General features: G+C 42.0%; 18 protein-coding genes. 7 read left to right on the top strand and 11 right to left on the bottom strand.

Annotated features, from left to right (window positions below; genetic code table 11):
* The first annotated feature begins 44 nt into the window (after positions 1-44).
* From ACRHOZ_RS06550 to ACRHOZ_RS06535, 4 genes are read left to right on the top strand one after another with little or no spacing between them, the layout of a single operon-like run.
* The gene (locus ACRHOZ_RS06550; protein ID WP_431123680.1) at positions 45-3,203 is read left to right on the top strand and encodes a VCBS repeat-containing protein; all 3,159 of its coding nucleotides are present in this window, start codon (positions 45-47) and stop codon (positions 3,201-3,203) included.
* A 33-nt stretch (positions 3,204-3,236) separates the two neighbouring features.
* On the top strand, positions 3,237-3,392 hold the full coding sequence (locus tag ACRHOZ_RS06545) for a hypothetical protein (RefSeq protein WP_431123677.1): 156 nt from the start codon (positions 3,237-3,239) through the stop codon (positions 3,390-3,392).
* An 8-nt stretch (positions 3,393-3,400) separates the two neighbouring features.
* Positions 3,401-4,744, top strand: a complete 1,344-nt coding sequence (locus ACRHOZ_RS06540; protein WP_431123675.1) for a vanadium-dependent haloperoxidase — start codon at positions 3,401-3,403, stop codon at positions 4,742-4,744.
* 2 nt (positions 4,745-4,746) lie between these two features.
* Complete coding sequence (locus ACRHOZ_RS06535; RefSeq protein ID WP_431123673.1) at positions 4,747-6,423, top strand: CRTAC1 family protein; 1,677 nt, start codon at positions 4,747-4,749, stop codon at positions 6,421-6,423.
* A 13-nt stretch (positions 6,424-6,436) separates the two neighbouring features.
* Here the strand turns inward: ACRHOZ_RS06535 and ACRHOZ_RS06530 are convergent, their stop codons facing one another.
* Positions 6,437-7,894, bottom strand: coding sequence for a TonB-dependent receptor (locus tag ACRHOZ_RS06530; RefSeq protein ID WP_431123670.1), 1,458 nt, complete (start codon positions 7,892-7,894; stop codon positions 6,437-6,439).
* Between the two features lie 88 nt (positions 7,895-7,982).
* Here ACRHOZ_RS06530 and ACRHOZ_RS06525 point away from each other — a divergent pair, with 88 nt between their 5' ends.
* On the top strand, positions 7,983-8,747 hold the full coding sequence (locus ACRHOZ_RS06525; protein WP_431124622.1) for an MBL fold metallo-hydrolase: 765 nt from the start codon (positions 7,983-7,985) through the stop codon (positions 8,745-8,747).
* Between the two features lie 5 nt (positions 8,748-8,752).
* Positions 8,753-9,247 carry a hydrolase gene (locus tag ACRHOZ_RS06520; RefSeq protein ID WP_431123668.1) on the top strand — a complete coding sequence of 165 codons (495 nt, stop codon included), beginning with the start codon at positions 8,753-8,755 and terminating at the stop codon, positions 9,245-9,247.
* Here ACRHOZ_RS06520 and ACRHOZ_RS06515 read toward each other — a convergent pair.
* From ACRHOZ_RS06515 to ACRHOZ_RS06470, 10 genes are all read right to left on the bottom strand, one after another.
* Complete coding sequence (locus ACRHOZ_RS06515; RefSeq protein ID WP_431123666.1) at positions 9,244-9,903, bottom strand: alpha/beta hydrolase; 660 nt, start codon at positions 9,901-9,903, stop codon at positions 9,244-9,246. The two genes, ACRHOZ_RS06520 and ACRHOZ_RS06515, sit on opposite strands and share 4 nt — an antisense overlap.
* Before the next feature lie 9 nt (positions 9,904-9,912).
* Positions 9,913-10,242, bottom strand: coding sequence for a hypothetical protein (locus ACRHOZ_RS06510; protein ID WP_431123664.1), 330 nt, complete (start codon positions 10,240-10,242; stop codon positions 9,913-9,915).
* 4 nt (positions 10,243-10,246) lie between these two features.
* Positions 10,247-11,500 (bottom strand): dihydroorotase, encoded by a 1,254-nt coding sequence (locus ACRHOZ_RS06505; RefSeq protein WP_431123663.1) that lies wholly within the window; start codon positions 11,498-11,500, stop codon positions 10,247-10,249.
* Complete coding sequence (locus ACRHOZ_RS06500) at positions 11,497-13,419, bottom strand: BatA domain-containing protein (protein ID WP_431123661.1); 1,923 nt, start codon at positions 13,417-13,419, stop codon at positions 11,497-11,499. Before ACRHOZ_RS06500 ends, ACRHOZ_RS06505 begins: the two co-directional genes overlap by 4 nt.
* A gap of 161 nt (positions 13,420-13,580) precedes the next feature.
* Positions 13,581-14,588: a glycosyltransferase family 2 protein gene (locus ACRHOZ_RS06495; protein ID WP_431123660.1), complete on the bottom strand. Its 1,008-nt coding sequence runs from the start codon at positions 14,586-14,588 to the stop codon at positions 13,581-13,583.
* A gap of 22 nt (positions 14,589-14,610) precedes the next feature.
* A complete protein-coding gene (locus ACRHOZ_RS06490) occupies positions 14,611-15,546 on the bottom strand; it encodes a hypothetical protein (protein WP_431123659.1) in 936 nt (311 codons plus the stop codon).
* 2 nt (positions 15,547-15,548) lie between these two features.
* Positions 15,549-16,238, bottom strand: a complete 690-nt coding sequence (locus ACRHOZ_RS06485; protein ID WP_431123657.1) for an SGNH/GDSL hydrolase family protein — start codon at positions 16,236-16,238, stop codon at positions 15,549-15,551.
* A 378-nt stretch (positions 16,239-16,616) separates the two neighbouring features.
* Positions 16,617-17,258: a CatA-like O-acetyltransferase gene (locus ACRHOZ_RS06480; protein ID WP_431123654.1), complete on the bottom strand. Its 642-nt coding sequence runs from the start codon at positions 17,256-17,258 to the stop codon at positions 16,617-16,619.
* Between the two features lie 9 nt (positions 17,259-17,267).
* Positions 17,268-17,846: a hypothetical protein gene (locus ACRHOZ_RS06475; protein WP_431123651.1), complete on the bottom strand. Its 579-nt coding sequence runs from the start codon at positions 17,844-17,846 to the stop codon at positions 17,268-17,270.
* 4 nt (positions 17,847-17,850) lie between these two features.
* Positions 17,851-19,338 carry a S10 family peptidase gene (locus ACRHOZ_RS06470; protein WP_431123649.1) on the bottom strand — a complete coding sequence of 496 codons (1,488 nt, stop codon included), beginning with the start codon at positions 19,336-19,338 and terminating at the stop codon, positions 17,851-17,853.
* 138 nt (positions 19,339-19,476) lie between these two features.
* On the opposite strand from ACRHOZ_RS06470, the gene ACRHOZ_RS06465 reads away from it, so the two are divergent.
* Positions 19,477-20,607, top strand: coding sequence for a Gfo/Idh/MocA family protein (locus tag ACRHOZ_RS06465; RefSeq protein ID WP_431123647.1), 1,131 nt, complete (start codon positions 19,477-19,479; stop codon positions 20,605-20,607).
* Positions 20,608-20,618: the final 11 nt, after the last annotated feature.

Raw genomic sequence — 20,618 nt, 5'->3', positions numbered from 1 at the left:
GAAAATCCGTCCTTTCATTAGGATGGATTTTTTCCATTCCAGATATGATACATAACCTCAGAAATATTACTTCGGCTTGGGCGCTTTGCCTGCTGTTACTTTTTGGATGCAAACAAGAATCCAATGAACCGGCAAATTCCAAAGAGCTCCAAGCTGAGGAGAGGTTATTTACCCTACTGTCCCCTGAGCAGACCAATATCCATTTTGAAAATCGGCTGCAAGAGAATCTGAACATCAATGTTTTGATGTATGAATATCTCTATAACGGTGGAGGGGTGGCGGTAGGCGATTATAATGGGGATGGGAATATCGACATCTATTTTTCAGCCAATTTGGGCGACAATCAACTGTACCTAAATAGGGGGGATATGCAGTTTGAGGATGTTACCCTGGCTTCCGGGACTTCTGGAAGAAAAGGACCTTGGAAAACAGGGGTAAGCTCCGTGGACATCAATAGTGATGGTAAGTTGGATATTTACCTTTGCTACTCGGGCGCCTTACCTGATGAGAAAAGAAGGAATCAGTTGTTCATCAATAAAGGGAACAATGAAAATGGAATTCCCATTTTTGAGGAAAGTGCCAAGCAATACGGATTGGATACTCCCGGATTTAGCAATCAAGCCCATTTTTTTGACTATGACCATGATGGGGATTTGGACGTCTTGATGCTCAATCATAACCCAAAATCCTTACCCGTATTGAATGAGACCAGTACCAAGAACCAATTAAAAATTGATGACCCGCATCGCGGCCTTCGACTGTTCAAACAAACCAATGGCTTTTTTCAAGACGTAACCCCAAATTCTGGCATAAGCGGTTCGGCCTTGAGCTACGGGTTGGGATTATGTATTAGTGATGTCAACAATGACGGTTGGGAAGATTTTTACGTTTCCAATGATTATACCATCCCAGACTATCTCTATATAAATAATGGCAACGGTACTTTTACAGACCAGCTGAAAACCAGCATGGGCCATACCAGCCATTTTTCCATGGGAAATAACATTGCGGATATTGATAACGATGGGTGGATGGATATCTATACCTTGGATATGCTACCAGAGGATAACCGCAGACAAAAACTGCTACTTTCTCCTGAGAATTATGAAAAATTTGATTTAAACTTACGCAGCGGTTTCCACTACCAATACATGCGTAATATGTTGCAGCGCAACAACGGAAATGGCACTTACAGTGAGATAGGACAGCTTGCTGGAGTTTCCAATACCGACTGGAGTTGGGCCGCACTTTTGGCGGATTTTGATAATGATGGCTGGAAGGACCTGTACGTAACCAACGGCTATTTTAGGGACTATACCAACTTGGATTTCATTAATTATATGGAAGACTATGTCCAGTCCAAAGGTAGATTGGTCAGGGAGGATGTATTGGAAATTATCAAACAAATGCCCTCAACCGATTTGTTGAACTATATGTTCATCAACAAAGGCGGACTGGAATTTGAAAATAAAACCCAAACCCTGGGATTGGATCAGGTGTCCAACAGTAATGGTGCAGCTTATGCCGATTTGGACAATGATGGCGACTTGGATTTGATCGTGAACAATATCAACAAGCCTGCGTTTATTTATCAAAATGAGTCCGATGAAAAATACAATTACCTTCAAGTAAAGTTAAAAGGGAAGCCAGGAAATTTGCGGGGCTTGGGCGCAAAAGTAAGCTTGTATTCCCAGAACGGAATCCAAATTCAGGAACAAATGACCACCAGGGGCTATCTATCGTCTGTTTCAGATGTGATGCATTTTGGTTTAGGCGACTTGACTTCCGTGGATTCTCTAAAAATAATATGGAGCAGTGGTAAAGTACAGACGTTGACCCAGGTTTCGTCCAATCAAGTGCTAGAGCTCGAAGAGACCAATGCGGTTCCTTCAGTTGATAAAATTGCTCAAAGTTCAGGGCAACTCTTTAAAGAAGTTTCCTCGCCAATTGATTATGCCCACCAACAAGTGCAGATCAATGATTTTAAACGACAATCACTATTGCTCGAAGAGTTTTCTCATAACGGCCCATGTCTAAGCAAAGGGGATGTGAACAATGATGGTAGGGAAGATATTTTTATTGGGGGAGCCCAAAACCAATCAGGTGCACTATTTGTGCAAGATGCCAATAGTGGATTTCAAAGACTGAATATTCCAGATTTTAATGTGGACAAGGAATTTCACGATTCCGCAGCATCTTTTTTGGATGTCAATGCCGATGGCAACCTTGACCTTTATGTAGCCAGCGGAGGTTATCACCATTTGAATGCTGGGGACGAACTTTTGCAAGATCGCCTGTATTTAGGTGATGGAAAAGGTAATTTCTCGAGAAGAGTAGATGCACTCCCTGTAATGCAGGTTAGCACAGGCTGCATAGCATCCCATGATGTTAACGGAGATGGATACCCCGATTTGTTTGTGGGAGGTAGGGTGGTTCCCGGTCGATATCCTGAAACCCCTGAAAGTTTTATTCTGATGAATGATGGGAAGGGCAGTTTTAAAGATGAGACCGCACAACTGGCACCTGAGGTTTCCGAATTGGGAATGGTTACAGATGCTGCTTGGGCAGATTTGAATGCCAACGGAAAACAAGAACTGGTTGTAGTTGGTGAATGGATGCCCATTACTGTCTTTTCTATAGAAAAGGGTAAGCTGGCTGAATCAACATCCCAATTTTTCGGGAGTTCGTATCAGGGATGGTGGAACACGGTGCATATTGAAGATTTGGACAAAGATGGAAAGCTGGACATTGTTGCCGGAAACATGGGAACAAATACGCAGTTTCAAGCCTCCTCCACGGAACCTTTGGAACTTTATTATGACGATTTTGACCAAAATGGCGCAGTAGACCCCATATTCTGTTTTTACATTCAAGGAAAAAGCTATCCTTATGTAACCAGGGATGAACTGTTGGGGCAATTGACCCATTTAAGACCCAAATTCAATAGCTATAGCAGCTATGCGGATGCCGACTTATTTGAAATTTTTGACAACGAAATTACTTCCAAAGTTGAAAAGCTCTCCGTGAATCACATGGAAACAATGTTGTTTATGGGAACAGCAAATGGAACATTCAAGGAAATGAGGCTTCCTGGACAAGCTCAATTTTCTCCTGTGAACGAGATTGTATCCCAGGATTTTAATCAGGACGGTCACATAGACCTTCTGTTATTAGGCAACAATCATCGTTATAAATTACGATAGGGAAAATTTGATGCCAACTATGGAACACTATGCTTGGGAGATGGGAATGAAAACTTTTCATATACGGAACAGACCACGTCTGGATTGCGCATAGATGGAGTTGTGGAAAGTGCCGTGATTTTGGATGACCTATTGCTTGTGGGAATTCAGGGTCAATCCCTGGAGGCCTATCAATTTGGGGCTAATTAAATGTGTACATGAAAAAAGAGATTAGAAAATTATGCTGGATTATTGCCGGTGCAGTCTTCATAAATTCCTGTAGCAAACCTAGAGATTACACAGAACAGGACGTAGTCCTGGAATGGGCTAAAATGGCTACGTATATTACCCAGTTTACTCCAGCAAATTCTCCAACTTTTGCTTCCCGTGGGTTTGGTTACATTGGACTGACCATGTATGAGTCCGTGGTGCATGGTTTTGAAAACAATAATTCGTTGCAAGGTCAGCTCAACGGTTTGGATCAACTTCCACAACCCGAAAATGATAAAATCTACAGCTGGGAATTGTCCCTGAATGCAGGACAGGCTCAAATTTTACGACAGATTTATCTGCAAACTTCAGATGAGAACAAAGCCCGTATAGATTTGTTGGAACATGATATATACCAGAGTTATTCGGATAAGATCAACGATTCGGAAATTGTGGAACGATCTGTTTCTTACGGAAAGGAAGTAGCAAATGCCATTTTCGAATGGTCAAAATCTGACGGAGGGCACAGAGGGTATCTTTATAATTTTGATAAGGAAATGGTTCACCCAGAGCGACCAGGTTCTTGGAAACCTCCGTTGTTTGCACAATCTTTCAGTCATTATCCCTTGCATCCGCATTGGGGTGAAAACCGAAGGTTTTTAAAGGAAAATTCAGCACTGGAGCTACCTTATATGATTCCGTATGACACCATACCTGGCTCTCCCTACTATGAGGAATTTATGGAGGTCTATAAAAAGGATTTGGCACTCACCCAAGAAGAGAAAGAAGCGGCCATTTGGTGGGGAGATGATCCAGATGTGTCATTTACACCCCCAGGTCATTCCTATTATTATGTAACCTTGGCCGTAGAGAAGAAGCTTCCCAGTATGATTGAGGCAACGGAAGCTTATGCCAAAACAAGCATTGCCGTGGCAGATGCCTTTATCAACTGTTGGGAATGGAAGTATCGCTTTTTCTCTGAACGGCCGAACACCTTTATTCCCAAGTTTATTGATCAAGAATGGGAGTCCTTTTGGCCTGATCCTCCTTTTCCAGCTTTTCCATCGGGTCATGCCATCAATGCTGGTGCAATGGCCACAGTGTTGGAACACGAGTTTGGAAAGGAAGTCCAGATTACGGACAGGGCCCATGAAGGGAGGGAACGGGACGAAGTTAGGGATACGGATTTTGTGGTACGATCTTTCAACTCCTTTTGGGAAGCGGCCCAAGAAACTGCGGATTCTAGGTTTTATGGGGGAATTCACACCCCCCAGGACAATAATGTGGGCTTAGAGGAAGGAGTGAAAATTGCTAAAAATGTAATCAACTTAAACTGGAGGAAATCAGACTGATTATGCGCAAACTTTCCCTGGCCAACTGCTTGATTCTTTTATGTCCTTTCCTTCTTCAAGCACAGAAAATGTTCACCGATGTTACGGAGGATGCTGGAATTGATCATCAGTTTCTGGTCTACGAGGGAACCTTTGGAGGTGGGGCAGTAGTTTTCGATATAAATAACGATGGGCTGGAGGATCTCTATATTACCGGCGGCACAACATCGGACGTATTATATCTGAACCAGGGGGAAGGGAAGTTCAAAAACGTATTTGAGGGATCTGGTTTGGAAGTGACAGCGGATTACGTTACGCAAGGAGTGGCCAGTGCAGATGTTAACAAAGATGGATGGCGCGACCTGTTTATAACCACCATAAATTCCGAGGATAACACTACCGTAATTCCTAGGGCAAAAAATCTGCTTTTTATCAATAATGGGGATGGGACCTTCACGGATGCCACCACGGCCTATGGTTTAAAGGAGTTTAACTCCTTCAGTACGGGCGCTTCATTTGGGGATGTAAATGCGGATGGCTATCCCGACCTGTACGTGGGCAACTATTTTGTGGAGTTCACGGGAAAACTGGGAATACTGAAGGATGCCACTATCGCCAGCGCCCATCAGACTTCAAAAGATTATCTGTTCATCAACAAAGAGGGAAAGCATTTCGAAAACCAGTATGAGGAATACAATCTAGGCCATAAAGGCTTTGGTTTTGGAAGTATTTTCACGGATTATGACAATGATGGCGACCAGGACATTTTTGTCCATAACGATTTTGGTTATAAGGCCGTGCCCAACTTCCTATATAAAAATAGATCACCTTGGAAGGGTTTCAAGGATGTGAGCGAAGACAAAGAAATGGATCTTAAGATCAATGCAATGGGAGCAGCCGTAGGCGATTATAATGAGGATGGCCTACTGGATTATTTTGTGACCAACATCAAATTCAACTATTTGATGCAAAACCAAGGCGGCAACAAACCCTTTGTGAATGTGGCCAAGGAAACGGGGGCCTACAGTTTTGCTATTAGCTGGGGAGCTAATTTTGCCGATTTTGACCATGACACGGACTTGGATATCTACGTTTCCAATGGGGACTTAAATCCCAATTGTAATCCCATGGCCAATTTTTACTACGACAATCAAAATGGAAGTTTTGTGGAAAATGCCAGTTTAAAGGGAATCAATGACCCGGGGGTGGGCAGAGGTTCTGTGGTATTTGATATGGACAACGATGGGGATTTGGATATTTTGGTGGTCAACCAAAAGCCTATCCATGATAACTACCGAGTGCCTTCCGTTACCAAGTTGTTCCGGAACGATGGTGCTAAAGGGAACTGGTTTAAGGTTGCCCTTAAGGGTACGGCATCTGAAGCCAATGGCATTGGTGCAAGGGTAGAGGTGTTCTCGGATGGGAAGCATATGATTCGGGAAATTGATGGAGGTAATTCCAGTCACATGTCCCAAAATTCCGCAATAGCCCATTTTGGTCTGGGAACGGCCAATACGGTAGAAAGGATTGTGGTGACTTGGGCCGGGGGCAAAAAACAGGAGCTTACCAACCAAAAAGCGAACACCTCCATTTTAATCATGGAAAACCCCGAAAGCAAAACCTCATTCTGGATTTATGCTATTATTGGATTGGCGGTTATTCTAGCTACCTGGCTATTTCTAAAGTATAAAAAGCGATGAGCAACCTTACAAATTAGGAGCTTTTGTCCTCAGCTATCAGCTTTCTGGTAAAAAGTTGTTTTTCCTGAATTATCTCTGCAATACCTTCAGGAAGCATTTCCTCCCAGCCTTCTTCCCCGCTGGTAATACGGCGCAAAACTTCTCGGGAGAAGATATGCATGATATCTGGATCGTAGTCGATAATATCCATCACCTTACCATTGTACTTGAAGAATTTGTAAAGTTCTTTCATACGAGGATGGACCTTCACGTTGTTGCTGGTCATAATTTGACCTGTTTCGGGATCCTTCATCGGATACAAATATACCTTTAAATCCTTGAAGAACAGTTTTCCAAAGGCTTCCAAGATACCACCACTTAGATGACGGTAATATTTTTCGTCAAATACATCCACCAAGTTGTTGACACCCATGGTAATACCAATTTTGGCCTTGGTGTAGTTGTTAAAGTATTCAACTAATTTATAGTATTCCTTAAAGTTGGAAATCAACACGGTATGTCCAAGGGAACAAAGCAATTCTGCCCGATCCATAAAATCCTGCTCATCAATTTCACCGGATGCTTTCAGGTTAGAGAGGGTAATCTCAAAGACCACAATGGTATTTTCGTATTCAACTGTTTGTTCACGAATGAAAATATCATAGGATTTTTGGAACATGTCCATATTTACCTTGGTCACCGGTCTAAAACTCCCTCGAAGGGCCAAAATGCTTTTTTTGTACAACACGGCGGCAGGTAGTAAGTTATTGCCATCAGGACCAAACATGACCGCATCTGTCATTTCATTTCGGATCAGCTGAAGACTCATCAAGCGGTTATCTACATCCTTAAAGTGTGGTCCTGTAAAGTTGACCATGTCAATTTCTATGGTATCCCTATCTATATGATCATAGAGGTACTTGAGCAATTTTTTGGGCTTGTGGTATTTAAAAAAGGCACCATATATAAGATTAACCCCAAGAGTACCTAGCGTTTCTTGCTGCAGTCTCGCTTCATTTTGTTGAAAACGTATGTGCAAAACAATCTCATCATATTCCTTTTGCTTGGGATCCAATTGAAATCGGATACCTACCCATCCGTGTCCCTTGTAACGTTTGGAAAAATCGATTGTGGCCACTGTATTTGCAAAGGAAAAGAACAAATAATCAGGGTTGTTCTCACGACTGATTCGCTCTTCCACCAATCGCATTTCGTGTTCCAACATCCTTTTTAAGCGGGACTGGGTGACGTACCGCCCATCGTTCTCCACGCCATAAATGGCATCGCTAAAGGCCTTATCATAAGCACTCATGGCCTTTGCTATGGTTCCAGACGCTCCTCCAGCCCGGAAAAACTGCCGCGCAGTTTCCTGACCTGCACCTATTTCAGCAAAGGTTCCATAAATGTTGGGATTCAAATTTATTCGCAGTGTTTTCGCCTTGATTGAAGGGATATTTTCAAAGGCGTTTGTAGAATTCTTGACAGTGGACATAACCAATGGTTTATGGAAAACAAAGTTACACTCTTCCCCAAATCTATTAAATAAATAAGTTATAATTTTGGATTTAATGGATGATGCGATGACCATTACTTTTTTGGGCACGGGAACCTCCCAGGGTATTCCGGTTATTGGCAGCAATCATCCAGTATGCCTAAGTCCAAATCCGAAGGACAAGCGCTTAAGGGTTTCTGTCTTGGTTTCTTGGAACAATTTCAATTATGTAGTGGATTGTGGTCCGGATTTTAGACAGCAAATGCTCACACATTCAGTGACTAAGCTGGATGGTATCCTTTTTACCCATGAGCATGCTGACCATACTGCTGGAATTGATGATATTCGCCCATTTTTCTTTAGACAAGGTGATATTCCCATTTATGCACACAAAAGAGTGGTGGAATCCCTAAAAATTAGGTTCGATTACATATTTGCAGATGAAAATAGATATCCGGGCGCTCCAGCGGTGAGTGTGACCGAAGTTGAAAGTAATAAGCCGATATCTTTAGGTGGAATTAAGGTACTTCCCATTCGCGCCTTTCACAATAGGCTGGAGGTTTTTGGCTATCGCTTTGGGGATTTTGTGTATTTGACGGATGTTAAGCGTGTGGAACCAAGCGAAGTGGATAAAATGAAAGGAGCCAAAGTTTTAGTGGTCAACGCCCTAAGGGAAGAGGCCCACCATTCCCATTTTAATCTGGAAGAGGCCTTGGCATTTGCAGAAGAAGTGGGGGCGGAGGAAACCTATCTTACCCACATAAGCCATATGTTGGGCTTTCATGATGAAGTGGAAAAAAAATTGCCAAAGCATGTACATTTGGCCTACGATAATTTAAAATTGAAGATTTAAAAACTATGAAGAGTAAAATTTTCCTATACCTATTTGTTTTTGCCGCCTTGATTGTTCTTTATCAATTTGTAAGTGCCAACAATTACCAAAAGGCTATGAATACGGATTTGGATGGGTTACAAAGCGAAATTTCAGAATTGAAGGATTCCCTGCAAAAATCCCAACTCAAGATTTTGGATATTCAATATTTCTCCTTGGAAAATAATGACGATGCATTGGCTTATTATGAACACCTTGATTTGAAAGATCCAGTAAGATATATAGAAGATAAACTTTTGGAGACCAATGAAAGGAAGGGAAATAACCCCTTAGTTCCCTATGATGGTATGGAAAGCGATTTCAAAATCAATAAAATAAAGGTACTTAACCATAAATGGTTATTGGCCGATTTTTCTGATGGTAAATATTGGGGGGATTTGGTTATCAAATATGAACTTAAGGATGACCTCTCTGTAGATTTCACCCTCTTGGACCACCTGCTCTATACGCGTAGCCACTAAAGATACTTGGTCAACCAATCCCGAAAGGAATAGAAATTCTGTTGACTAACACCATGCCCCACAGGAAACTCCTCGTAAACGTGGGCAATGCCCATTTGGGTTAGAAATTCTGGGGTTTTTTGGGCCCATTCCAGCGGTATAACCTGGTCTACCTGACCATGGGATGCATAAATGTTCAATTGACTGTGGTCTTTGTCCGCATAACCGTCCAGCAGGATTTTTTCGTTGATATAGCCGCTAAGCGCCACCACATTTTTGATTTTCTCGGGATAAGACAAAGCCACGGAATAACTGAGAATAGTACCCTGGCTGAATCCTAAAAGCGTAATCTTTTCCGTATCCAAGTTGTAAGCTTCGCAGGCTTCATCAATGAAGGCAACAATTTTATCCCGACTGGATTTTGCCTGTTCATCATCGCTCCACTTCCCGTATTCGGCATCAAAATTTATAGCGTACCACGTATGACCAAAGGGTTCCAGCGAATAGGGAGCCTGCACCGAAATTACCATGGGTTCTTCCGGTAGTTCCGAAGCAAAGGAGAAAAGGTCTTCTTCATTGCTACCGTAACCATGAAACATAAAAATCGCAGGAATTTTGCCAGAAGTAAGGCTGGAAGGTCTCAGCAGGTATTCAAGGGATAATGCGGTGGGGGACATGAAATTAGTTTAAGGAATAAAGGTAAACCATTTTTGAAACTTTGCGCCCAGCCCTGGTAGCAGACCTTCACGGTTGTTGAATGCTCCAACAAAACCATATAAAATAGCTCCAAGATAGACTACCCAAAGAACTCCCCAAACCATGACATTGTCAACGTTTGTCAAATTCAGATAGATCGCCAAGGAATGGTAGATCAGATGTGTTCCAAAAGCCTGTCTGGCATGAAATCTGGCAAAAGCGTGCTTGGGCTCCATGTTCATGGTGATGGCAATCAAACAGCCTAGAATGGTAATATAGCTTACGATGGCAGTAGACCTGCCTAGTTTGGAACTACTCAAAATATTAAACAGTGAATTGGTTGTTGTTGATGATTCCCAGTGCCTTGCCCTTCAAACGCGTACCTAAAAACATGCTGTTTTTCGAGGTGGACCGAATGACATCTTCATTAAACTCCCATTCGATGGTTGGGTCAAACAGTGTCAAGCATGCGTTTTCTCCCTCCTTCAGTTTCGGGATTTGAAGTCCAAAGCGTTCGCGACCCTGGGTTAAAATGGAGATAGTCTCTTCCAATTCAAACATAGGGTTCAGTGTGCCAAAGGCAGTTTCCAATCCTATGGTTCCATTGGCCGCATTGTCAAACTCCACTCTTTTTTCCTCTATATCCAAAGGCAAATGATCTGAAGTCACAAAATCGATAACCCCATCTTTGATTCCTTTGATCAAGGCTTTGCAATCCGATTTTTCACGCAAGGGAGGTGAAACTTTGAAGTTGGTATCAAACTCCGTTAACGAATCATCTGTAAAGGCCAGATTGTGCACGGCAACGCTACAGCTTACGTCCAAACCTTTACGCTTGGCATTAGCGATAAGTTTAACGGAATTAGCCGTGGAAATGGTGGGAATATGCAATTTGCCTCCTGTGTATTCCAGAATAAACAGGTCTCTTGAAATCTGTAGTTCTTCCGCTAAGGCTGGAATTCCCTTGAGCCCTAAAGTGGTAGAGATTTCGCCTTCGTGTACTATGCCATTCCCTTTAATTTGTCCATCTTGGGGAAAAGACATTACCAATCCATCAAAATTTTGAGCGTAGAGCAGGGCTATTTTCAAAAGATTGGGATTGGATATTTGCTTTTTAAAATCATAAAAAGCTATCGCTCCCGCATTTTTCATGTCAAATAGTTCCGCCAAATCCCTGCCTTCATCATTCGCTGTTAAACTTCCAACAGGATAGAGATTGGTGGCGGAGCCATTACCTCGTTCTTTCAAAAAAACAATATCTGAGCTGGTATCCGGTACGGGTTTGGTGTTGGGATTCAACAAAATATCGGTAAATCCGCTGGCTGCTGCCACCTTCAATCCGTTGGATATGGTTTCGCGTTCTTCATAACCGGGTTCCCCAAAGCTTACGCTGCTATCAAACCAACCTAAGGATACATGAAGATTTTTGGCGGTAAATTCCTTGATGTTTGTAACCGAAGGAATGGAAGCCGCAATTTTTTCGATTACTCCTTTCTTAATGAGGATATCCCGCTTTTTTAAATGAAGTGCCTTGTTTTGTGGGCATACTATTTTTGCGGACTTCAGCAGAATGTTCATCTAATAAATTTTTGAATGAGGACTTCCAAGAGGGCCAAAAACAGTGCTAAAATAACAAACCATTTCCAATAAGCAGTAATGGTATTTGATGCTTTCAGATGTTCAAAAAGTCCAGTTACGGAATCTTGGACGCTAACATGCTCTGTTCCTTCCACTTCCGTATATCTTAACAAACTTTCCGTTCTGGGGTAGTTAAAACTGATGCGTTTGATTGTTTCTTCGGATTTCTGAATCCTATAAATACCATCTTCTGACGGGTTTTCATCAAAATCCAAACGTACCCTGTTGGTAAATGATTGCTGCCTTGGAATGAATTCATAATCCATTTTGGCAACCTTTAATATTTTATCGTTTCCTAGTTCAGCGGCAATGTCTATCCGTGTGGGTTGCCCCAGCATGTGCTGTATGACAGGCGCTTTTAGACTGAAGGCTGCCATATTATAAAAGGTAGGTACAATTAATGGGGAGTTCTTAAAATTGGAATTTTCCAATTTTAGAGCTGCCGTAAAGAAATAGAACCCATTGATTCCAGATAAGAAAGGCTCCCCTCCTTCAAAAGTAAGTAGGCTTGGAGCCTGGGTCACCAGTTTATAGGACTGGTTTACCTTTGGATATTGAAAGTTTTGTACACGTTTATTAAAAACGTTTTGGTACACGGGATGGTCAAAAGAAATTTCTGTAATGTTTTTATCCAAAACCTGGGTTTCCAGAAATTTGGTGGCAAAGAAATTGGACAACAAAGGGTTGTACGTGTTCAAATCGCAATCCACAGAAGGTACCAGTATCACCGTTCCGCCATTTTCCTTGAAACTTCGGAGCACTTGCTGCAATCCGTTGGGGATGGATTTCAATTCGTTGAGCACTACCACATGTTGATTCCCCAGGGCACTGTAATCCAACTGGTTTAAACCAAATAACTGAAGCTGAAATTCTTCCTTCGGAAATAGACGTTGCAGATAGTTGTTGTCCGATTCACTAATTGCAAGTACTTTTATTTTCTCCTTTTTATCAATATTGAAGTAAAACTGATTGTCAAAAGAAAGTCCATTGTCCTGAATACTGATTGTTCCAAGAATTTCGGTATCTGCGGGAATGGAAAGTTCCACTTTTGCATTTCCGTTTGAAGTGAAGTTTGCAGAAGTTTTGGCGATCAACTGATCTCCATTATGCAAGGATATCGGCAGACTTTCCTCATGGATACCGCCTGAAAGCCTCACCGTAAGTTTTGACTGATCGGCAGGATGTTCTTCCAAGCTTATGGAATCTATGGAAACATTTCTATCTAGCGAAGGACGTAAAGGCACCAAATAGGTTTGTAGGGTGGTGTCCTGTGCTCCAACCGATTGTCCCATGTTTTGTTGAAAATCCGAAATCAACACCAATTGTTTTATAGCATCCTCGGAATTTGAGAAAAGGCTGTTGGCGCGCAAAGAAATGGCATCAACGTCCAGTTGCTTGTGGGTATATGGTAAGGACAACAGTTCGTTTTTTATTTCATTTACGGTGACCTTTCTGAAGGTATTTTCATTGGTGAACAGGGTGAACACATTATCCTCTCCAACATTTTTTATCAAATCCTGAACAGCCTGTTCCAAAATGGAAAGTCCATTGTCTTTGGCCTGCATGCTGAAGGAATTATCCAAGTAAATAACCGTCTCCTTTGTTGTGGTTGCGGTTTGGGAGGCGCTAAAGGGTTGGGCAAATGCGACTACAAGGGCAGCAATCAATAACAATCTTGTGATCAGGAGCAACCATTTTTTGAGCTGGTTACTTTTTCTAGATTCCGAAACTACCTTTTGTAGCATGGCTACATTGGTAAATGGGGTTCTTTTAAACCTTCGTAATTGAAAAAGATGAATGAAAATGGGAATAAGGAGAAGTAATAGGGCCCAAAGGATTTCCGGATGTTTAAACTGCATTCCCAACTTTGATTAAGCAAATATAGGTGATACTAAGCTAATAGCGGTGTTAAGGGTTTGTTAGATTCGATTGTCAATTAACAATTATCAGTTATCAGTTATCAATTTTCAATTTTATTGCTCATTGCTCATTGCTCATTGCTCATTGTTCATTGCAAAACCTAGCAGAAGAAAAAATAGTCTTTCATGGTCTGTTGTCCCAGCGTGGAGAAGAATTCACGGATTTCCTTCTGGGCATTCTCATTGGCCACTGTTACCACGCTCTGGGGATTTTTCAGTTGTTTCAACGTTTGAAAATGCACTAATTCCTGTCCGTATATTTTTTTGCCAATTTTTGCAGGATTGTCGCATAACCACACAAAGTCTAAATCCTGATTTACCAGATTTTTTGCGATGGTCTTGCCTTTAAATCCTGCGCCCCAGACCACTAACTGTCGGGTAGGCTCATGGTCCAGTTTTAAAAAGTAATGGAGCTTGATGTCCAAAAAATAATTCTGTGCATAATGTTCATGGGTTCTGGATGTCCGGGTATCATAATCCCTCCATAAATGAAGCACTTCATTACAGGGAATTATTTTCAATTGATTTTCATAAAATCGAAAGGTGAGGTCGTAGTCCTCGGGATACCGATCGGGACGGAAAGCACCGCTCAATTCAAAATCATCCCTGTGCACCATCCAACAGGGGGAAGGGATTACGCATTCCTTGTAGATTTCATCATAGTTGTTCCCGTTTGCGGTCAGTGCATTTAACCATGTTTCATACCTTGCGTATCCATCGCTTATACCTCGATGGGAAAAATATTGTACTTGCCCCACGGCCACATTACCTTTTCCATGAATACCCAACAATTCTGCCATAACTTCCAAGCGATTGGGTTTCATGATGTCGTCAGAATCCATACGGGAAACCAAATCTCCAGAACTATAGGCATAGGCTGTTTGTAAAGCTGGAATAATTCCATTTCCAGAATTGGGATAAACTTTTATTCGGTTATCCTTCTTTGCGTAAGCTTCCAGAACTTTTCTGCTATTGTCTTCAGAACGATCATCAACCGCCAGGACTTCCCAATAAGGATAGGTCTGATCTAGAATGGAATCCAAACATACGGGAAGATATTCCTGGGTATTTTTAAATGGGATAAAAAGGCTAACGGTTGGATTTTGCATGAAACTGCCAAAAATTCCTGAATCATTTTAGTGATAAGATATCAAACTGGGTTTTGTACAATCGGCTACCACCATTTTGATAGCTTTTCAGATAATCCAAGAGATCATCCATGGAAACCATGTTGGAGCCAGGTTCTTGGCTTCTACGGCTGGTGAAGTACAAAATATTGTTTGCTGGGTCCACAAATGGGCAGTAGTCCATGTATTTTGAATTAATGGGTGCTGGTAGGGGTATGGCTTTGGTCCAATTCCCGGAATCGACTTTGAAACTAACGTAGAGGTCACCACTCCCTTGACCATCCTCACGATTGTATCCTCCAAAAATCAAGTAAGAATCATCAGGGGAAATGTAACTATTGTATTCAAAGCCCTCCGTGTTAATGTTCCCGCTCAAGGAAATAGGTTCGGCAAAACTCCCATCATTATACGAACTGAAAAAGATATCATCCCTTCCCAGCGCCCCAGGGCAATCACAGGTATAATATAAATTCCCGTTTTGGGCCACAGCAGGATAAAACTCATTGTGTTCGGTATTGATTGGTGAACCTATATTAATAGGTGTAGACCATTCAGAAGTCGAATTAGCCCTTTCCACGTACCAAATATCAAAATCTTTTAGGGTTGTTGACCCCTGGTCCACAGGTCTATTGGATACAAAATATAGGCGCAACCCATCTGGGGACAGAAAAGGTTCCAAATCTTTATATTTTCCGGAAAAAGAGGCAATTGTTGGCATATTCCAACCATTTTCCCCATTAACGGATTTCACGATTACGGACACCTCCTCGTTAGGGGATTGAATAGTGAAGTAGGATTCTTTCCCTTTTACATCCATGGTAAAATCCCTGATTTTATCGAACATGGGCAAATTTTCCAGAAGGGGTTGAACTTGAATGTTGTTTTGGGCACTCACATACCATCCGAAAAATAACGCCAAAAGCGGAATGTAAAATTTCATATTCAATTCTTAATAGCCATTTGAATGGTTTTGTTGGCAAGCTCGGCCATGATTTCATACCCTTTGGTAGTTGGGTGAACCCCGTCATCCGCCAGTTCCTTGGGAAGCCCATTCCTGTTATCCGACATGGCAGAAAAATAGTCCAGATAAAATATATTCTTATCCCTGGCCAGTCGCTGTAGCATATTGTTCAATTGGGGGATTTTTATGTTTGGAGCCATTTTGGGTTTCCATGGGTAGTCAAAAGCAGGGAGTACCGAACAGATTATGGGTGTAATGTTGTTAGCCTGCGCCAATTCCACCATGGATTGAATATTATCCCTTATCTGCTCCAGGGTCATAGGTCCAGTATTCTCTGCAATATCATTGGTGCCAGCCAAAATAAGGACCACCTTGGGTTTTAGATCAATAACATCCTGCCTAAATCGCAATAGCATTTGAGGCGTGGTCTGACCACTAATCCCCCGATTTACATAAGAAGGGTTTTCAAAAAAAGAAGGCATACCATTGGTCCACCCCTCGGTAATGGAATTACCCATAAAAACCACGCGATTTTCATCCATTGGAGCGGTTAATAACTTTTGGTTAGCATCTTGATATTTAGCTAGATTGGGCCAATCCTGGGCATGGGTATTTTTAAAAAATGAAAGGAAGGACAGCAAGGCAATAGCTAGGATTCTGTGTTTTGACATGATTGAAGGTGTTTGCTAAAAATAAACAAATTCTCTCATAAAAATTGTTAGCTTATTTTAGGTAAAGCACTATCGAAATCAAAAATAGTAGTACAATTAGGAATGCCATTAAACCCGCAGCCAAATTAGTTTTCCTATTGTCCTGGATCATTTCTTTTACCCGGCGCTTTGAATGTGGTGATTCTGGTTTAAATTCTAAAGTAGTTTCAACTGGATTGCCATAAACATCCGCTTTGGTCCTAATTTTTCTTTTCTTTAATAAGGCCCTATTGATTTTAACTACTTTGCTGGCATGAGAACTGAAACCCATAATGATGTATTTTCATTATATGTAGGTAAAATCGATGATTTGTTACAATAATTTTATTAAATAAGTATTTAAGTTGATAATAATTCAGGATTGTTGAGTAATTCCTGCATATTCTCGAAATACAGTCCCATATGTCTGCCATCCACCAAAGCATGGTGGGCTTGAACGGACAAAGGCATTAACTGCGTATTGTTTTGAGTGAAAAATTTCCCCCAGCTTATTCTGGGCACCGAATCATGGGGATGATAGTGCATCGCATGCTGAATACTGGTGAAACTAACCCAAGGGATAGCCGACATAAACAAGTAATCATCCCTTCCAGGTTCATCTTCAATGGAAGGGTTTGTTTTCATGGCTTCATTGATCCGTTTGGCATCATCGATAAAATCCTGGGCTCTTTTTTTAAATGGAACCGTGCAAAAACTAAAAACGTCCGCTTCGTTGGTAGGAACAGTAAAAGAGGGATGCACACTCTCATGCTCAACCACTTCATTTTCCCTAATTCTCCATCGAAACTCATTGATGTCATTAGCGGCTTTGGATAGCAAATAAACCAGATTATAGGTCAAGGGCAATTGCATTGACTTCACGTAAGGTAGAAATGAGCCAACGTCCAGATTGGCCGTAATGTTGAAATGCGGATGGTTCATATGATTGAAAAAAGCAAAATGCTTTTTCCGATGGGGATTGTCAAAGACAATTTTTTTCATTGAACCTTTCTAATTCTTAGGTGGTGTAATCATAATGTGGGCCCTATGGGTTCCAGGGTTCATGATCCATGCGTGCCCAGGAGGAGTTGGGGTGGTGGGTAATCCTGTGGATTCCCCTGTGGCAAAGGGAATGTAAAAAACATAACGCACATAGGGATTTTCAATTTCCTGGGTTTCCGTGTTTACATCTCCCGTAAAGACACATAAAGTGGTCTTGTCAGGCATTTTCAACTTTCCAGCCTTAACTTCCTCTTCCCGAATATCAAAGATTTCCTTTCCATCTTTACCTTGGGTTTTCAACTCCCGTCCACGTGCCATAAAGGGTTCCAGTTCCTTATGATATGCGGCAGTAGAGAACTTCTCCTTTTTGGGGTCAGCTGCCAATGCGATATAATCATTGCTTCCTTCGCGCAGCGTAACAAAATTCCCTGAAGCATCATAGCCATATACTTTGGCCCCATCTTTATAATCCGCAGGTACGGCCATCAGGGCAGTTTTGATTTGCCATTCCTTTGGAGGTATGGCCTGGGAGATGATACATTGGGCAGTGAGTCCGAATATCACGGACAAGATTGCTATTTTACTCATGATTTTAATATTTGGCACTTTTTCCATTGGCCGTTGTTCTTACTATAAAGTTTCTGAGGTCATCATTGGCTTTTTTCAAATCTTCCCTTCTTAAATACATCATATGTCCTGATCGATACCCTTTAAATTCAAACCTATTTTTCATCCGCCCACTTGGGTCAACCTGCCACATGGTGTACTTGGCATTGAAATAGGTAGTGGCACCGTCATAGTACCCGGATTGAACCAAAACGTTCAAATATGGATTCTGCGCCATGGCCTGTCTCAGATTATCCCTTGTATTGTCATCTTCATTGTTCCAAGGGTGTACGGGACCAAACATATTATACTTGATATCCGTTTTGAATTTAAGTTCTTCCTGAAGATAATAGTTGATTGCCGGGGTAAAGCTATGCAGCCAAGAGGTAAGCTCAGCAGAATAATCAGGTCCTTCTCCGAACAGTTGTCGGTCAATTCCTAAATAGCGACTGTCCAACCTTCCAACGTTATAACCACCATTTTCTTTCAATAGATTTTTCCAAAAGAATTGGGTAGGTACATCCAAATTGTGATCTAGGATATCCTTTTCTTTTAATCCCGAATAAAAGGCCATTTTTTTGGCAACCGCATTTCGTTCCGAGTCGGAAATAAATCCTCCTTTGGCGATGGCTGGGATCAAGGTGTTTACCGTGTAGTTTTCTGCTTCTGGTAAAACCTCCAACAAATCTTTGTTTTGAAGTTCTGATGGCAACGCCTTATGATGCCACGCTGCAGCCGTATAATAGGGGAGGTTCAACGCGCTTGAGACCGGCCCACCAACCCGGATGACTTTATAATCCGCCGGGGAAACCATGATCACCCCGTTGAGATACATCCATTGCTGGTTTTGTAAGGCCAAGGACAATCCCATAACGCGGGTTCCCCCATAACTTTCACCAATGATATACTTAGGGGAACGCCATCTGTTATTACGGGTTACAAAAGTATTCAACCATTCAGCCAAATAGGTAACGTCCGCGTTGATGCCAAAAAACTTATCGCGATCCACCTTGTCGCCTGTTTCGGGAATAGTTCTGGAATATCCGGTATTGGCTGGATTCACATATACAATATCGGTAACGTCCAAAACCGAAAAAGGATTTTGTTTTACTCCATAGGGCTGCACAGGATATCCCTCATCATCAATCTTGAGTACCCTAGGTCCAGTGTACGCCAAGTGCATCCAAACAGATCCGGAACCTGGTCCTCCATTGAAGGAAATCAACAAGGGGCGCTCTGCCCGGTTTCGTACATTGTTTCTTGTGTAATATGTATAATGGAGGGATGCAATGGGTTCTCCCATATCATCCCATACAGGTTGCGTCCCAGTAGTTGCTGTATAGCTAATATTGGCCCCATTGATAGTAACACTATGTTGTGTGGTGATGGTAGTGTCAATGGGTATTTTCCGGTTTTGGGCAAAGGTTAAAACAGTGCACAGAATTGTGCAAAGAACTAGGAAGTTTTGTTTCATTTTGTGTTAAAATTAGTCTAGTTCTAAAAGTAGGGATTTTGAGTGGATTTGAAAGAAATAAGTTCGTATAGATTAACACAAACCAGTCTCTTTTCTTCCTGTTTATTTCTAACTTTAAAGAACTCAAAACAAGGAGGTATGAAAACCATTTCCAGAAGAACCTTTAATTCCACTTTGGGCAAAGGTATTGGAGCTACAGCACTATTGGGCTCGTCAGCCTTTATCGTTGCCAACGCTGCATCACAAAAAAAGAAGAAATTGGGAATTGCCCTGGTGGGTTTGGGAAGTTATAGCACATACCAACTGGCACCTGCACTGCTGGACACAGAACATTGTTACCTAGCTGGAATTGTTACCGGAACTCCTGAAAAAGAAGGAGTTTGGGCATCCAAATACAGTATCCCTAAAGAGAATATATACAATTATCAAAATTTTGACACCATCAAAAACAACCCCGCCATAGATGTGGTATATGTGGTCCTGCCCAATAGCATGCATGCCGACTTTTGCATAAGGGCGGCGAAAGCAGGTAAACATGTGATCTGTGAAAAACCCATGGCAGTATCGGTTGCGGAATGCGATGCCATAATAGAAGCTTGCAAGGATGCGGACGTTAAACTGGGTATGGGTTATCGGCTTCATTCAGAGCCCTATACCCAAGAAATCAAAAAATATGTTAGGGAGAAAACTTTTGGTAACGTGCATTACATAACAGTAGATGCTGGATACCGTTCCAGGTCCAACCCAGAACAGTGGCGATTGAACAAAACCTTATCTGGTGGAGGAGCATTGATGAACATGGGGGTTTATGCCATTCAAAGTGTAATCTATGGAACCGGGGAGAATCCCTTATCCGTTTCCGCCCAAGAGTTCAGCACCAATCCCGACTATTTCAAGGATACAGATGAAACCATTACCGCCCAATTTGAGTTTGAAAGTGGAGCGGTTGGTAACATCATGACCTCACACAACATCAGGGCCAACCGCTTGTTTGCCTCCTGTGATCAAGGTTGGTATGAATTGGATCCTGCCAGCACTTACATTCCTTTGGCTGGACGCACTTCCCGCGGAGATTTGGACTTTCCACAGGAAAGTCAGCAAAAATTGCAAATGGATGACTTTGCCAAGCATATACTGTTTGGCGAACCCAATGTGGCTCCGGGTGAAATGGGACGTCGTGACATGATCATTGTGGAGGCCATTTACAAATCCATTGCCCGGGGAGGCCAGAAAATCCAGCTTGATATTCCGAAAGGCTACGGTCTATGATATTAGCTGGT

Origin of the sequence: Flagellimonas flava (assembly GCF_050617915.1) — a bacterium.
Classification (GTDB): Bacteria; Bacteroidota; Bacteroidia; order Flavobacteriales; family Flavobacteriaceae; genus Flagellimonas; species Flagellimonas flava_A.
The sequence above is the reverse complement of the archived record's forward strand: the minus strand, read 5'-3'. Positions and strand labels throughout refer to the sequence as shown.

What these genes read in the sequence shown, in the direction of transcription:
- ACRHOZ_RS06550 (WP_431123680.1), top strand. Translation starts at nt 45, where the DNA reads ATGATACATAACCTCAGAAATATTACTTCGGCTTGGGCGCTTTGCCTG.
- ACRHOZ_RS06540 (WP_431123675.1), top strand. Translation starts at nt 3,401, where the DNA reads ATGAAAAAAGAGATTAGAAAATTATGCTGGATTATTGCCGGTGCAGTC.
- ACRHOZ_RS06535 (WP_431123673.1), top strand. Translation starts at nt 4,747, where the DNA reads ATGCGCAAACTTTCCCTGGCCAACTGCTTGATTCTTTTATGTCCTTTC.
- ACRHOZ_RS06530 (WP_431123670.1), bottom strand. Translation starts at nt 7,894, where the DNA reads ATGTCCACTGTCAAGAATTCTACAAACGCCTTTGAAAATATCCCTTCA.
- ACRHOZ_RS06525 (WP_431124622.1), top strand. Translation starts at nt 7,983, where the DNA reads ATGACCATTACTTTTTTGGGCACGGGAACCTCCCAGGGTATTCCGGTT.
- ACRHOZ_RS06520 (WP_431123668.1), top strand. Translation starts at nt 8,753, where the DNA reads ATGAAGAGTAAAATTTTCCTATACCTATTTGTTTTTGCCGCCTTGATT.
- ACRHOZ_RS06515 (WP_431123666.1), bottom strand. Translation starts at nt 9,903, where the DNA reads ATGTCCCCCACCGCATTATCCCTTGAATACCTGCTGAGACCTTCCAGC.
- ACRHOZ_RS06505 (WP_431123663.1), bottom strand. Translation starts at nt 11,500, where the DNA reads ATGAACATTCTGCTGAAGTCCGCAAAAATAGTATGCCCACAAAACAAG.
- ACRHOZ_RS06500 (WP_431123661.1), bottom strand. Translation starts at nt 13,419, where the DNA reads ATGCAGTTTAAACATCCGGAAATCCTTTGGGCCCTATTACTTCTCCTT.
- ACRHOZ_RS06495 (WP_431123660.1), bottom strand. Translation starts at nt 14,588, where the DNA reads ATGCAAAATCCAACCGTTAGCCTTTTTATCCCATTTAAAAATACCCAG.
- ACRHOZ_RS06490 (WP_431123659.1), bottom strand. Translation starts at nt 15,546, where the DNA reads ATGAAATTTTACATTCCGCTTTTGGCGTTATTTTTCGGATGGTATGTG.
- ACRHOZ_RS06485 (WP_431123657.1), bottom strand. Translation starts at nt 16,238, where the DNA reads ATGTCAAAACACAGAATCCTAGCTATTGCCTTGCTGTCCTTCCTTTCA.
- ACRHOZ_RS06480 (WP_431123654.1), bottom strand. Translation starts at nt 17,258, where the DNA reads ATGAAAAAAATTGTCTTTGACAATCCCCATCGGAAAAAGCATTTTGCT.
- ACRHOZ_RS06475 (WP_431123651.1), bottom strand. Translation starts at nt 17,846, where the DNA reads ATGAGTAAAATAGCAATCTTGTCCGTGATATTCGGACTCACTGCCCAA.
- ACRHOZ_RS06470 (WP_431123649.1), bottom strand. Translation starts at nt 19,338, where the DNA reads ATGAAACAAAACTTCCTAGTTCTTTGCACAATTCTGTGCACTGTTTTA.
- ACRHOZ_RS06465 (WP_431123647.1), top strand. Translation starts at nt 19,477, where the DNA reads ATGAAAACCATTTCCAGAAGAACCTTTAATTCCACTTTGGGCAAAGGT.